The following is a 12,925-nucleotide window of genomic DNA, read 5'->3' as shown; positions in this document are numbered from 1 at the left end:
AGGGACTAGATTATGGCTAACGCTTTAGTATCCATTCAAATTATTCCTAAAACGAAAAATGGCGAAGATGTTATTCCTTATGTAGATCGTGCTATAGAGGTCATTCAACAAGCTGGCGTGAAATACTTGGTGAGTCCACTTGAAACGACAATGGAAGGCGATCTTGGGCAACTGTTAGACATTGTTAAACGAATGAATGAAGAGATGATTCAAGTGGGGTGCCCAGGTGTGCTCTCACAAGTGAAGATTGCGTATAATCCTGAAAAAGGCTATACCATGGATCAATTAACGGAGAAATACAGAGGATGAAAGCTTGGTTAATCAAAAGCTGGCCGCCCATTGTGACGGTCAGCCTTTTCCTAGTTATTTGGCAATTGTCGACGAGTATACTTGCTGTGGAAAAATGGATTTTACCAAGTCCTATTCAAGTCATGCAAGAAGGATGGCGTGAGCTTCCAAAATTATGGGTACATATCTTTGCTACCGTTAAGTTAACGCTGCTTGGTTTCTGTATAGGAAGCGCTATTGGCCTTGTTCTTTCCGTTATGCTTCATTTAATGCCCCGTGTAAGAGCGGGATTATCACCTTTATTAATTTTGTCACAGAACATCCCGGTCATTATACTTGCCCCACTTTTGATGATCTGGTTCGGTTATGGTATCTTACCTAAGTTAATTACAATCAGTCTAATCTGTTTCTTTCCCGTTGCTGTAGCTGCGATGGACGGTTTTGCACGAGCTGAGCGATCCATGTACAACTACATGCAGATGATTGGTGGGAATAAATGGAAAATATTTCGAATGATAGAACTTCCGTCGGCATTGCCACATATGTTTTCAGGACTTAAAATATCAGCTACTTACAGTGTCATGTCAGCGGTTATTGCGGAGTGGCTTGGCGCGGAGAAGGGACTTGGATTTTACATGATGATGGCGAAATCGTCCTATCGTGCGGATCGCGTATTTTGTGTTATGCTGCTCATTGTATTATTTAGCTTAGTTTTCTATAAAGTAATCGGTTTACTAGAGAAATGGCTTGTGCGCTGGAATGTGAAATCGTAAAATGTCGTATTTGTTGAAAAGAGGCTATACCTATGACACATAATAAAAAGCTAATACTGGATCATATACAAAAGTCATACTCCGACAAAGGTCAGACTGAGATTGTGCTTAAAGACATTAGTATGTATGTAGAACAAGGGGAGTTTGTATCCTTGATCGGACCTTCTGGGAGCGGGAAATCCACCATTCTACAGATCATTGGAGGGTTGGCTGCACCAACTGCGGGCTATGTCCAATTGGATAATCAAATGGTGACAGGTAAGCGAGGCTTAATCTCGTATATGCCGCAAGCAGATTGTTTGTTTCCTTGGCGCACAATTGAAGAGAATGTGATAACAGCACTAGAAGTTGCAGGGAGTAAACGAAGTGATGCACTAGTGAAAGCACGTGAATGGCTTCCGAAGATTGGTCTTGGTGGGTATGAGAAAAAGCTTCCTCAAGTGCTCTCTGGTGGTATGCGGCAGCGGGTATCGTTCTTAAGAGCTTTGCTTTCCGAGCAAGAATTGATGTGTCTGGATGAACCGTTTGGCGCATTGGATGCGCTCACAAGGCTCGATATGCAGAAGTGGCTCCTCGGTATTTGGGAGCAATATCAGCGTTCGGTGTTGTTTGTGACACATAGTATTGAAGAAGCGTTGTTCTTATCAGATCGAATTTATGTACTTTCCGAAAAACCGACGATTGTTCTTGATGAATTCCATGTACCGTGGGAAAGACCACGTGATTCTGCCGTTACGATTTCTCGAGAATTTCAACAATTAAAGCAAGCGATCTACGAGTCGATGCAACGTGGACATGATCATTCATAAAAGATACAATGAGAGAAGTGAAAATTCGGGGGAAAGGGCGTTTTTAATTTGACAATATCACGCTGTTCATGGGTAAATGATGACCCTTTATATGTAGATTATCATGATCAAGAGTGGGGAGTTCCCGTCCATGATGATCGACACTTATTTGAAATGATTACTTTAGAAGGTGCACAAGCAGGTCTTAGTTGGTATACCATTTTGAAAAAAAGAGAATCTTATCGAATGGCTTTCGATCATTTTGATGTAAACCTTGTTGCGCAGTATGATGAGGAGCGAATAAGTAAATTGCTCTTAGATCCTGGTATTGTACGTAATAGGCTTAAAGTGCGCTCAACAGTGACAAATGCAAGGGCGTTTATCCAAATACAGGAGGAGTTTGGCTCGTTTGCGAATTACATCTGGGGTTTCATAAATGGGGTACCCATTGACAATCAGCCTGAGAAGATAACAGATGTACCTGTCTCCACGTCACTTTCGGATAAGATCAGTAAAGACCTAAAACGTAGAGGGTTTTCATTCGTAGGTACAACGATCATTTACTCTTTCATGCAAGCCATTGGGATGATCAATGATCACGTTACATCGTGCTGTTGTCGTAAGGAGTTAAGTGTTACGGCAATTCCTGAACAAATGAAAAATCATGTAGTTTAAAGTCGATCTTAGTGCATAGTTATGCATGAGGTCGATTTTTTTTTGCCCACTTAATTGGAGATTAATGTGGTTTCATTTGTTTTTAAGGTTCATGTGGTACTTTGGGTGATGTTAAGAAGGAGGTCGTTCATTTGAAAAAAAGTATTGTGAGCAAAATTCCGCTTGCAGCTGTATTTTCAATCTTGATGATACTCAAAATGTATTTTACTTGGACCGTTATTCAAGGCTCGATTCCAACGTATAGGCCTTTAATAACAGATTTGCCTGCAATTATGGTATTATTTGGTCTTATTGAGCTGCTCGTCAAAAAGCGAAAGTTGCTTGCGTATACGATAGTGGACACGATTGTGACAACTATCTATTTTGCTATTCTCATGTACTACAAGTATTACGGTGTCATTGTCGATTATCATGCACTTATGCAGCTTAAACAGGTAACAGAGGTCAAAAGCAGCGTGCTCACGATCATGCACCCTATCTATTTACTTGTATTTGTTGATATCGTAGTCATTATTGGGTTATGTCTGTGCAGCAAAGCAATACGTAATTGGGGAAACCAGGATTCAATTACATATCCGCGGTGGATGACGCTAGGTGTACTTGCAGTAACCATGTTACTTTGTTTGATGTCTATTTCGACGAATATGGAGATCGTAAACGAGCATAAGATGGCGGAGAAGATGGGGTTTCTCAATTATGAAGTTCATACGATTATGGACAGTATGTTCACCGATACGATCCCAGCTGAATCAGTAACGCCTGAGGCGGTCAAAGAAGCCAAACAGGAAACGGTTTCTGCCGTAAATGAACATTTCGGAGATGCGAAGGATAAGAACATCATTGTCATTCAACTCGAGTCTTTTCAAGATTTTTTAGTTGGTCTAAAGGTTGGGGATCATGAGGTTACACCTGTTCTAAATGATTTAATGAAACAGTCCTATTATTTCTCGAATTTTTATCAGCAAATTGGTCAAGGAAATACCTCAGATGCAGAATACCTTCTGAATACGTCATTGTATGTCCCTCAGAATGGTGCATCTTCGCAAGTATATAGTGATAAGGAGTTGCCAGGTTTACCTCGTATGGTAAAGGATTATGGGTATCAATCCCTGACATTCCATACGAATAGTGTAGAGTTCTGGAATCGGGATAAGTTGTATCATGCACTTGGATTCGATCAATATTATGATCAAGCGTTTTTCGGAGACGAGGATTTCATTCATTTTGGTGCATCTGACGAAGTTTTATATAAGAAGACTGCAGAAGAACTGAAGAAAAAACATGATGAAGGTCAGAAGTTTTATGCGAATCTTATTTCGATGACGAATCATCATCCGTTTGATCTTCCTGAATCAAAACATCCCATTAAGCTGCCAGATGAGTATGATAACACGTTGGTCGGTAATTACATTGCCTCTGCACACTATACGGACGAAGCACTAGGGAAGTTTTTTGACGAATTGAAGGAAGCTGGCATATGGGAAGATTGTATGATTGTCATCTATGGGGATCATTTTGGTTTACCAGTTAATTCTTTATCCCAGAAGGAATTGGGTCTAATGAAAAATATCGTAGGTAGAGACTATGATTATACGGATATGTTCAATATTCCTCTATTCATTTCCATTCCAGGAGTGAGTACACAACAGGAATTGCAGCATGTAGGCGGACAAATCGATATTATGCCAACAATCGCGAATCTGGCAGGGTTCTCAATGGATAACCGGGTATTCTTCGGTAAAGATTTGTTAAACAACACAAGTACATTATTACCAATGCGCTATTATTTGCCTTCAGGATCCTTCATTAACGACAATGAAATATTTATTCCGGGTGAAAAAGTGAGTGATGGCGAGCAGTATGCACTCAAATATGCAGACCCTCTGTTACCGAATGATCATATTGCAGATGAATTTGCCACTGCATCGCAACTGCTTGCGATGTCTGATAGCTATGTGAGGGGTTTACCACGCGTTCCGCTTGCAGATGAATCTCACCTTGCACAGAATCCATGATGGCTTAAGCGTACTTGACAATTTTCTCTTGGAGGTCGGTCTTGATTAAATAGATGCGTTTACGAATGTAAAAATCAAGCGCTGCTCCATTAAGCTGCTTCGGATGTACATGTGCATCGGTATCATTGTCAACAATCATGACTGAACCATCGCGGTAAAATCGAAACGTTAAATCTTTCCACATTGATTTATCATCAGAAGTGATAAAGCGAAAATGATAGCATAATTTCATAAACCAAACCTCCCTTATGAGAACAAGTGTTTGTTTATATTATAACAAACGCTTGTTCGTATGAAAAGATAGATTTGGTAAAAAATAACTAAATGATTTCATACAAAAAACCATGTCCTTACATGAAGTAGGGAACATGGTTTTTTGTAGTCTTATCTTTTGAAATGATCAAACACTATTCAAAAGTAGGAATGATTGACCCTTTATACTTGTCTTCAATAAACTTCTTCACTTCAGGAGTTTTTAATGCAGCAATTAGCTTTTTCATAGCATCGGAATCTTTGTTATCTGGACGAGCAACAAGGATGTTCGCATAAGGTGAATTTTTATCTTCAATAAATAGCGCATCTTTCGTAGGAACTAAGTTTGCTTGAAGCGCGTAGTTCGTATTGATCAACGACAAGTCCACATCTGCAAGCGTTCTTGGCAACATGGCAGCATCAAGTTCATTGATTTTTAGGTTTTTTGGATTTTCAACAACATCTTTTAGCGTAGCTTTAATGCCAACGCCATCTTTTAACTTAATTAAGCCATTCTTCTCAAGAAGCGCAAGGGCGCGACCGGCATTGGATGGATCATTCGGAATCGCTATTGTTGCACCATTAGCAAGATCTTTGATGTTCGTAATCTTCTTGGAATAAGCACCAAATGGTTCAAGATGAATGCTTGCTACAGATACAAGATCCATCTTACGATCTGCATTTTGTGCTTCTAAATAGGGAAGGTGTTGAAAGAAGTTCGCGTCGAGTTGTTTTTCGAACACTTGAATATTAGGTTGAACATAGTCAGAAAATTCTTTGACAACAAGATCGATTCCTTGTTCTTTAAGCTTAGGTTTGATGAAGTTTAAAATTTCAGCATGTGGAACAGCGGTTGCACCGACTTTTAGCGTTACTTCTTTTGTGTTACCTTCAGCAGCTGGGGCAGCATTTTTTTGACCGCAAGCGGCAAGTACCGCAATTAATGAGATGGATAGTGCGAAAATAAGTAATTTTTTCATTATGATTCCTCCTAGAATGTGTATGATATCTATTTACGTGAAAACCGCGAAACCAATTTGTCGCCAATCGTCTGCAACACTTGAACAAGAATTAGCATGACGATAATACTCGCAATCATCATTTCTGTTTCGAAGCGCTGATAACCATAGCGGTAAGCAAGATCTCCTAGACCGCCTCCGCCAATTAAACCAGACATTGCTGTGTAAGAAACAAGGGTTACAGCCGTAATTGTCATTCCAGCAAGTAAACCAGGCAATGATTCAGGCAAGAGGACCTTCCAAATAATCTGTCTGTTGGATGCGCCCATGGCTTGTGCTGCTTCAATGACCCCACGATCTACCTCTCGAAGAGAAGTTTCAACTAGTCTTGCGAAAAAAGGTGCTGCCGCGATAACTAGCGGGGGAATGGCTGCTTGAACGCCAATAGATGTCCCTACGATTGAACGTGTAAGGGGAATTACAGCGATCATTAAGATGACGAATGGAACAGAACGCAAAATGTTAATGATAAAAGAAGAGATCGTATAGATCAGCTTCGTTTTACCATTTTTACCGGAAGTCCAGTAAAGCAATATACCGATTGGCAGACCAAGTATAAAGGTAAAGACTACAGAGAAGGCCAACATATTGAGCGTGTCGATCGTTGCATCGCCGATGTCCGACCAAATAATATGAGAAAAATTCATTGCATAACCTCCACATCTAAGCCTCTTATTTTAAGTTCCTGTATGGTTTGTTCAATTGCTCGTTCTTCACCATGGAAGATGACATGCAGTACACCGTAAGGGGTGTCTTTTAAACGGGATATGGTTCCTTGCATAATGGAAAATGTAACGCCTGTATGGCTAATGATCTCGGATAACAGCGGCAAGTACGTCTGTTCACCAAGGAACGTGATTTTAACTAGATGTGGTGATGTCCCTTGCTGATTACGTAAATTGCTCCATTCTATTGGATCAGATAACTCATCAATGAACTCTTGTGTGACGCGGTGTTGTGGTTTTAGGAACACCTCTGTAACAAGTCCTTGTTCTACGATCTGACCCGCATGAATGACCGCTACTTTATCACAGATGGTACGAATGACATGCATCTCATGTGTGATAAGGACAATTGTAATCCCGAACTTTCGATTAATTTCAGCTAACAGCTCTAAGATAGAATTCGTTGTTAAGGGATCAAGCGCAGATGTTGCTTCGTCACATAGCAGAATATCAGGGTCTGCCGATAAAGCTCTCGCGATACCAACACGCTGTTTTTGACCGCCAGATAGTTGGGAAGGATACTTATTACGATGTTCTTCTAGTCCCACAAGAGTTAGCAGTTCATTGACACGCGCTTGTATTTGATTTTTAGGCATACCCGCAAGTGTGAGAGGAAATGCAATATTTTTCTCTACGGTGGCGGAAGTCAGCAGGTTGAAATGTTGAAAGATCATGCCGATTTTACGTCGTTTGTTTTGAAGTTCGGTATGATTAAGTTGTGTAAACTCCGTGTTATTAATTAAGACCTGCCCACTTGATGGCCGCTCTAATAAATTGATCGTACGAAGCAGTGTGCTTTTCCCTGCACCAGAGTGACCGATAATACCGAAGATCTCTCCTTTGTTAACATGGAGGCTAACGGCATTTAAAGCGATCGTTTGTCTGTTATTCGTTAAATAATGCTTCGAAATATTTTGTAATTGGATCATTGATTATCACCTTCCTAGCTGTAGTATGAACGAATGTTGAATGAAATAATTGGCACGAAAAAGTTAGGGATAATTTGTAAATTAACGCAAAAAAGCCCTTTTTTGCAGATTGCAAAAAGGGCTGAGTATATTCGTCTTCATCCTTTTCTCATCTGCCAGAATTCATTGATCTGAATCCTGAAGGAATTGGCACCATGTCATTAATCCGCTTTGCAGCTAACTAATCGGTTGCCGGGCTTCACAGGGCCTTGTCCCTCCGCCTCTCTCGATAAGAAATTACATATGCAGTTGGCTTAACGTTGTTCGTGTTGATTTGTAAGTATGAGTATAGGCGTAGTGTGGAATAGAAGTCAAGAAAAAATATTACAACGGTTATTTCCATTGATGAGAAGTATCTATATGTTGTATAGTGTTATAGGTTAAATGTATAAGTAGAGTAGTAATTATTGGAAAATTAATATGGATACCGCTTATTGCCAACTACTGGGGAGGATGTAACAACATGAAAGACAATAAGTTAGGTCTATGGCTATTGGTTGCGCTAGTCGTAGGAAATATGGTGGGATCGGGCATTTTTATGTTACCGAATACGCTTGCCAAAGTGGCAAGTCCTTCTGCGGTCATTACGGCTTGGTTTATGACTGGTTCTGGCGTACTTATGATAGCTCTTGTTTTTGGAAATCTATCGATTCGTAAACCGGATTTGTCCGGTGGTCCGCAGCTATATGCAACAGCTTTGTTTCGTAAAGGATCGCGTACTTCCCATATGTCAGGTTATTTTGTGTCATGGGGTTACTGGGTAGCGAATATTGCTGGTAACGTTGCGGTTGTTACGACTTTTGCCAGCTATTTATCCGCATTCTTCCCAATCATGACGAATCAAGCGGAACTGTTTACGATATTTGGATTTACGATGAAGCTTGGGAATTTCATTACGTTTCTGATTTGTTCCGTATTTTTATGGGTCAATCACGCGATTATTATTCGTGGTATTGAAGGCGCGGGTAAGTTAAATTTAATTGCAACTGCAGCTAAAGTTCTCGGTTTCGCACTATTTATTATAATTGGCTTAATGGCATTTGATAGCAGCAACATTGTGCCGTTGATGCAAGATAGAGTAAGCGAGACTGGGGAGCATTTGGGCTTCTTGCAGCAGCTGAGTATGGCGGCAATGGCAACCATGTGGGCATTTCTTGGTGTAGAGTCAGCTGTCGTATTCTCTAAAAGAGCACGTAAAAAATCGTACGTGCAAATTGCGACGATTCTAGGACTTGGAATTGCTTTGCTCCTTTATATAAGTATTTCCGTCCTAGCGATGGGTGTTATGACACAAGAAGAGCTGATTAATTCCCATAAACCGCTTGTAGATGCATTGTCGATTGTAATCGGCCCTTCAGGCAGCTACATAATGGCTGGACTTGGGCTCATTTCTCTCATTGGTACGACAATTGGTTGGCTTTTGTTAAGTGCGGAAGTGCCTTATCAAGCAGCGAAGCAAGGGTTGTTCCTGCCCGTTTTCAAATTAGAAAATCGTCATGGGTCACCAGCGAAGGCACTTACAATTACAAATGGGGTAACACAGCTTCTGCTTTTGTCAACCCTATCCAGTTCAATTGCAGAGGAATTTGAATTAGTGACGACCATTGCCATCCTCGCGGTACTCGTTCCATATACAATTGCATCTATTTACCAGCTTAAATTAGTATGGCTTGGAGAAACGTATGAAGGTCAAATGAGACAGCGTATCGTTGATGGTATCATTGCGGTGCTGGCAACCCTGTATTCACTTTGGGTGATTCGTTCGGCAATGACAGATTGGTTTACATTCCTTGCAGGTGTGGGTATGGTTCTATTCGGTATTGTGTTCTATCCACTTGTAAAGAACAATAAAAAATAAGCGATTAGCATGAAGCCAGACAGGAATGTCTGGCTTTTTTGTACTTTTTATCAAGATGGGAGAAAGCCCGTAAAGCTAGGCGTGTTCGTTTGGAACATTCTCTGTGTGTATGAATAAGCTAATAGTAGTTTCTGCCTATGAATAAGTGATGATAGAGAGGACGTTCCCAACATGAGCAGACCGATTATTGGTATTCTGGCTTGGAGAGACGGTGCGAAATTCAATGAATCAAAGTATTTGAAGCTGCTACTTAAGGAAGGGAAGGATCTGGGGGCCTTCGTTTATTTATTTTCAGCAGATGATATTAATCGGGATAGAAGTTTCATACGCGGCTTTATTCTAAATGAGCGTAACAAGTGGGAAAGAAGTGTGGCACCTTGGCCAGATATTGTCATTGATCGCTGCCGCAAAGGTAATCCTTCTTATAAAAAAGTGCGTAACTCTAAGCTTTTTATTTATGCAAACAACAAATATACGAATAAATGGAATGCAACCCAGTTATTCCTGCAGACCGAAGCGCTCCAGAAATGGATGCCTGAGACGACGAAATATAATGTAAGTAACTTGGAAGCGATGACAGAGAAATATGATATTTTATATATAAAACCAGGCAATGGAACAGGCGGACGAAGTATTGTGAAACTGTGTCGAACCCGTAAAGGATTTCTGATCCAAGCAAGATCACGGAATTTGGCACAGAAATCAATCGAGCTTCGCGGTATGTTCTCTCTGAAGCATTGGATGAATAATTGGGTTGATCAACAAAAGATCCGTAATGGAATTTTTATGATTCAGCAGGGTTTAAATCTTGAAATTATACCGAATCACGTTGCGGATACGCGGCTTTTAATCCAGAAGGACGATAAAGGCGAGTGGACAGTAACAGGCATGGGGATACGTGTAGGACCACGCAACTCTTCGACTTCTAACCTGCATGGTGGGGGTAAAGCAGTTCCGTTCGAAGAGCTGATTGCTGAGAAATTCGGTGAGGAACAGGTAGAGCCCATACGAAATGAGTGTTATGAGCTTGCATTTCAAGTGGTGCGCACGATTGAGGAGCATTTTGGCGGGATGATGGAATTTGGCCTTGATATCGGCGTCGATGTAAATGGCCGAGTCTGGCTGATTGAAGTGAATCCGAAGCCAGGTCGCGATATTTTTAAAGGGATTGGGAAAATGGACTTGTATCGTCAGTCGTGTAGGCGTCCACTGGAGTATGCCATTTTTTTAGCAAACACAAAATTATAGATTATGAATCAAAGAAGCCCTTCTTCAACAAAGAAGGGTTATTTTAGTCTGTAAAAATGAAGTTTCAAGACAGCAAAAAACAGGCTGCAAAAATGGGGATTATCCAGCAGCCTGCTGCTATTAAAATTTTGTTAGGTATTTGGAATACTGGATGATTTGACGAACAGACGGTCTAATTTTGTGGTCATACAAGGGGGAATTATCTTCCTTAGATGGCTTGGAATTAACTTCCAATAGCCAAACGCGTCCTTTCGTGTCTGCTGCTATGTCAATGCCAAGCTCTGCAAAATGATTCTGAATTTGTGATTCAATCCCTCTGGCGACATCCAGTGAGCATTTACGTAGACGAGCTTGCACAAGTGGTCGCTGCTGGATATTTAAGTTGGACATGGCGAGTGCGCTGGATACAGAACTGAGTGTGCCTCCCCTTGCTAAGTTAGAAACAAAGGTCTGATTACCAGCTATTCGTGCAACGATTGATGTGATAGCCCATTGACCTTTGGAGTTACGCTGAACAAGTGCCCGAAAGTCAACGGGTCGGCCATTTACTGAGATGAGATCAATGCCTTGTTGAATTTGGTAGGATGCTGATTTGAATTTACCTGACATGGCTGAGATGAGCTTAGAGAACGATTCATACGTTTGTTTACGAAGTCCACCCATACTCACCGTGTGGCAGTGGTAGGTTTGTGATCCCTCACGACGAATGCGAATAATTCCTTTACCTAGTGAACCTTTTATAGGTTTTAGGAAAACGGATGAATACCGGGTAAGCATCATCTTAAGCGTTTGTGAATTTACGAGTAAATGTGATTCTGGTAAAGAGGCAGTAAGAACGCCTTCACTTTTCAGCGCATCGAACACTTCATTTTTATTCAGATATTTCTCATTAAACGTTTGCGTTCCATACTTTGCTTTGGAATCTTTTATAAATTGCTGCACGTTCTCACTATTTTCGATCACCCTGGATGTAAGCCGGTTATAGATCAGATTGGGTATGGGAAAATAACCCTTTTTCCACGTGCCATCCTGATAAGACCAGCCACCCACAAAAGGATCCTCTAAACGAATATCATCTTGTGTAAAGAAAAAACTGGATGCCCCATAAAGATTACATGCCTCAGCAAATTCACGGCCGAATGAACTGTTTTTACCCAGGAGGTTCTCTGGGTCGGATGACTTGATGCGTCTAATGATCACGCCTATCAAAGGCCCAAGTGAAATTGTGCTAGAGCTTGATTTGTACACAACCGATAATTGAGTACCGTTTGAAATACCGAGGTTACTCGCTAGGGTAGGATGAATCCGAATTCCGCTCCATTTTGGAATGCTTTGAATCTGAACTAAGGTTTTAGAGGAGCCATATTGTAGAGTAGCAGACCCATATGATGGCATTTTTAGTTTACTGAGAGTTGTTGAGCCAATCCATACAGTGGTATCACTAACAGTGCTGGTTTGTTGAACCGTTATTTTCACTTTCACTTTTGTCATTCGTTCATCATCCTCTCCAGCAGCAGATGTCAGTCACGAACGGTCAATACCCAGTGTTCTTTCATCATATGAACAGGGTAATAGCTTGGTGCGATGAAATAAGCGCGTTATTAAGCCTAGTTGGGGTGCCTAACGATGTCTGTCTCCATATAATGCTGTGAAACGGATAAATGTGCACTAGGATCAACCTCTATTTGACATTACTGAACCTTGATACTACATTTAATATAAGCTTGTTAAGGTTTAAGTAGGCTATTGATGTTTTTGAAAGGTGGAATATATTTGGTACATGTATTGTTCGTTTGTTTGGGTAACATTTGCCGTTCACCGATGGCGGAAGCTGTTTTCCGGCATAAGGTATGGGAAGCGGGATTGTTGGACGCCATTTCCATTGATTCAGCAGGAACAGGAGATTGGCATATCGGCGAGAAGCCGCATCAAGGTACACGGGAGATTTTACAGAAATACCAAATTGATGACAGTAATATGTTTGCCAGACAGGTCATCTCCACGGACTTTTCAAAGTTTGATTACATGATTGCAATGGATGATTCCAATGTTGAAAACTTGCAAGGATTTGTAGGCGATGAAGAGCCAAGATCACAAGTGTTTAAGATGTTAGATTTCTTACCAGAAGGCTCGACTAAAAATGTGCCAGATCCGTATTTTACTGGAAATTTTGAAGAAGTGTATGCGATGATAAATAAAAGTTGCGACAATTTGCTTCAACACATTCGCGAGCGCGAGAACATATAAATAGCGGTATGGAAAGCCGGATTCTCTTGATTGGAAAAGAGGATTTCGGCTTTTTTTGCATGTAGACCA

General features: G+C 40.9%; 13 protein-coding genes and 1 riboswitch. Of the genes, 8 read left to right on the top strand and 5 right to left on the bottom strand.

Features of this window, described 5'->3' with window-relative positions; all coding sequences use genetic code 11:
• The first annotated feature begins 12 nt into the window (after positions 1 to 12).
• The 5 genes from ACSBOP_RS12370 to ACSBOP_RS12350 all read left to right on the top strand — a co-directional run bounded on the left by ACSBOP_RS12370 (position 13) and on the right by ACSBOP_RS12350 (position 4,539).
• Positions 13 to 309, top strand: a complete 297-nt coding sequence (locus tag ACSBOP_RS12370) for a thiamine-binding protein (RefSeq protein ID WP_442600844.1) — start codon at positions 13 to 15, stop codon at positions 307 to 309.
• Positions 306 to 1,061, top strand: coding sequence for an ABC transporter permease (locus tag ACSBOP_RS12365; protein ID WP_442600843.1), 756 nt, complete (start codon positions 306 to 308; stop codon positions 1,059 to 1,061). The genes ACSBOP_RS12370 and ACSBOP_RS12365 overlap by 4 nt, the downstream gene beginning before the upstream one ends.
• A 32-nt stretch (positions 1,062 to 1,093) precedes the next feature.
• Positions 1,094 to 1,870, top strand: a complete 777-nt coding sequence (locus tag ACSBOP_RS12360; protein WP_442600842.1) for an ABC transporter ATP-binding protein — start codon at positions 1,094 to 1,096, stop codon at positions 1,868 to 1,870.
• A 54-nt stretch (positions 1,871 to 1,924) separates the two neighbouring features.
• Positions 1,925 to 2,524 carry a DNA-3-methyladenine glycosylase I gene (locus ACSBOP_RS12355; RefSeq protein ID WP_442604460.1) on the top strand — a complete coding sequence of 200 codons (600 nt, stop codon included), beginning with the start codon at positions 1,925 to 1,927 and terminating at the stop codon, positions 2,522 to 2,524.
• A 131-nt stretch (positions 2,525 to 2,655) separates the two neighbouring features.
• Positions 2,656 to 4,539, top strand: a complete 1,884-nt coding sequence (locus tag ACSBOP_RS12350; protein ID WP_442600841.1) for an LTA synthase family protein — start codon at positions 2,656 to 2,658, stop codon at positions 4,537 to 4,539.
• A gap of 4 nt (positions 4,540 to 4,543) precedes the next feature.
• On the opposite strand, the gene ACSBOP_RS12345 is transcribed toward ACSBOP_RS12350, so the two are convergent.
• The 4 genes from ACSBOP_RS12345 to ACSBOP_RS12330 all read right to left on the bottom strand — a co-directional run bounded on the left by ACSBOP_RS12345 (position 4,544) and on the right by ACSBOP_RS12330 (position 7,464).
• The gene (locus ACSBOP_RS12345) at positions 4,544 to 4,771 is read right to left on the bottom strand and encodes a hypothetical protein (RefSeq protein ID WP_442600840.1); all 228 of its coding nucleotides are present in this window, start codon (positions 4,769 to 4,771) and stop codon (positions 4,544 to 4,546) included.
• A 175-nt stretch (positions 4,772 to 4,946) separates the two neighbouring features.
• Positions 4,947 to 5,771 (bottom strand): MetQ/NlpA family ABC transporter substrate-binding protein, encoded by an 825-nt coding sequence (locus tag ACSBOP_RS12340; RefSeq protein ID WP_442600839.1) that lies wholly within the window; start codon positions 5,769 to 5,771, stop codon positions 4,947 to 4,949.
• Between the two features lie 29 nt (positions 5,772 to 5,800).
• A complete protein-coding gene (locus ACSBOP_RS12335; RefSeq protein ID WP_442600838.1) occupies positions 5,801 to 6,457 on the bottom strand; it encodes a methionine ABC transporter permease in 657 nt (218 codons plus the stop codon).
• Complete coding sequence (locus tag ACSBOP_RS12330; RefSeq protein ID WP_442600837.1) at positions 6,454 to 7,464, bottom strand: methionine ABC transporter ATP-binding protein; 1,011 nt, start codon at positions 7,462 to 7,464, stop codon at positions 6,454 to 6,456. The genes ACSBOP_RS12335 and ACSBOP_RS12330 overlap by 4 nt, the downstream gene beginning before the upstream one ends.
• Positions 7,465 to 7,609: 145 nt before the next feature.
• Positions 7,610 to 7,739, bottom strand: a riboswitch (SAM riboswitch).
• Between the two features lie 227 nt (positions 7,740 to 7,966).
• On the opposite strand from ACSBOP_RS12330, the gene ACSBOP_RS12325 reads away from it, so the two are divergent.
• Complete coding sequence (locus tag ACSBOP_RS12325; RefSeq protein WP_442600836.1) at positions 7,967 to 9,361, top strand: amino acid permease; 1,395 nt, start codon at positions 7,967 to 7,969, stop codon at positions 9,359 to 9,361.
• 171 nt (positions 9,362 to 9,532) lie between these two features.
• Positions 9,533 to 10,609, top strand: coding sequence for a YheC/YheD family endospore coat-associated protein (locus ACSBOP_RS12320; RefSeq protein WP_442600835.1), 1,077 nt, complete (start codon positions 9,533 to 9,535; stop codon positions 10,607 to 10,609).
• Positions 10,610 to 10,729: 120 nt separating this feature from the next.
• On the opposite strand, the gene ACSBOP_RS12315 is transcribed toward ACSBOP_RS12320, so the two are convergent.
• Positions 10,730 to 12,100, bottom strand: coding sequence for a YheC/YheD family endospore coat-associated protein (locus ACSBOP_RS12315; protein ID WP_442600834.1), 1,371 nt, complete (start codon positions 12,098 to 12,100; stop codon positions 10,730 to 10,732).
• A 282-nt stretch (positions 12,101 to 12,382) separates the two neighbouring features.
• Between ACSBOP_RS12315 and ACSBOP_RS12310 the strand changes: the two genes are divergently transcribed.
• Complete coding sequence (locus ACSBOP_RS12310; protein ID WP_442600833.1) at positions 12,383 to 12,856, top strand: low molecular weight protein-tyrosine-phosphatase; 474 nt, start codon at positions 12,383 to 12,385, stop codon at positions 12,854 to 12,856.
• The last annotated feature ends 69 nt before the right edge of the window (positions 12,857 to 12,925 follow it).

This window comes from Paenibacillus sp. KN14-4R (assembly GCF_052180255.1).
Classification (GTDB): Bacteria; Bacillota; Bacilli; order Paenibacillales; family NBRC-103111; genus Paenibacillus_AM.
The sequence above is the reverse complement of the archived record's forward strand: the minus strand, read 5'-3'. Positions and strand labels throughout refer to the sequence as shown.

What these genes read in the sequence shown, in the direction of transcription:
- ACSBOP_RS12370 (WP_442600844.1), top strand. Translation starts at nt 13, where the DNA reads ATGGCTAACGCTTTAGTATCCATTCAAATTATTCCTAAAACGAAAAAT.
- ACSBOP_RS12330 (WP_442600837.1), bottom strand. Translation starts at nt 7,464, where the DNA reads ATGATCCAATTACAAAATATTTCGAAGCATTATTTAACGAATAACAGA.
- ACSBOP_RS12325 (WP_442600836.1), top strand. Translation starts at nt 7,967, where the DNA reads ATGAAAGACAATAAGTTAGGTCTATGGCTATTGGTTGCGCTAGTCGTA.
- ACSBOP_RS12320 (WP_442600835.1), top strand. Translation starts at nt 9,533, where the DNA reads ATGAGCAGACCGATTATTGGTATTCTGGCTTGGAGAGACGGTGCGAAA.
- ACSBOP_RS12360 (WP_442600842.1), top strand. Translation starts at nt 1,094, where the DNA reads ATGACACATAATAAAAAGCTAATACTGGATCATATACAAAAGTCATAC.
- ACSBOP_RS12365 (WP_442600843.1), top strand. Translation starts at nt 306, where the DNA reads ATGAAAGCTTGGTTAATCAAAAGCTGGCCGCCCATTGTGACGGTCAGC.
- ACSBOP_RS12340 (WP_442600839.1), bottom strand. Translation starts at nt 5,771, where the DNA reads ATGAAAAAATTACTTATTTTCGCACTATCCATCTCATTAATTGCGGTA.
- ACSBOP_RS12315 (WP_442600834.1), bottom strand. Translation starts at nt 12,100, where the DNA reads ATGACAAAAGTGAAAGTGAAAATAACGGTTCAACAAACCAGCACTGTT.
- ACSBOP_RS12345 (WP_442600840.1), bottom strand. Translation starts at nt 4,771, where the DNA reads ATGAAATTATGCTATCATTTTCGCTTTATCACTTCTGATGATAAATCA.
- ACSBOP_RS12335 (WP_442600838.1), bottom strand. Translation starts at nt 6,457, where the DNA reads ATGAATTTTTCTCATATTATTTGGTCGGACATCGGCGATGCAACGATC.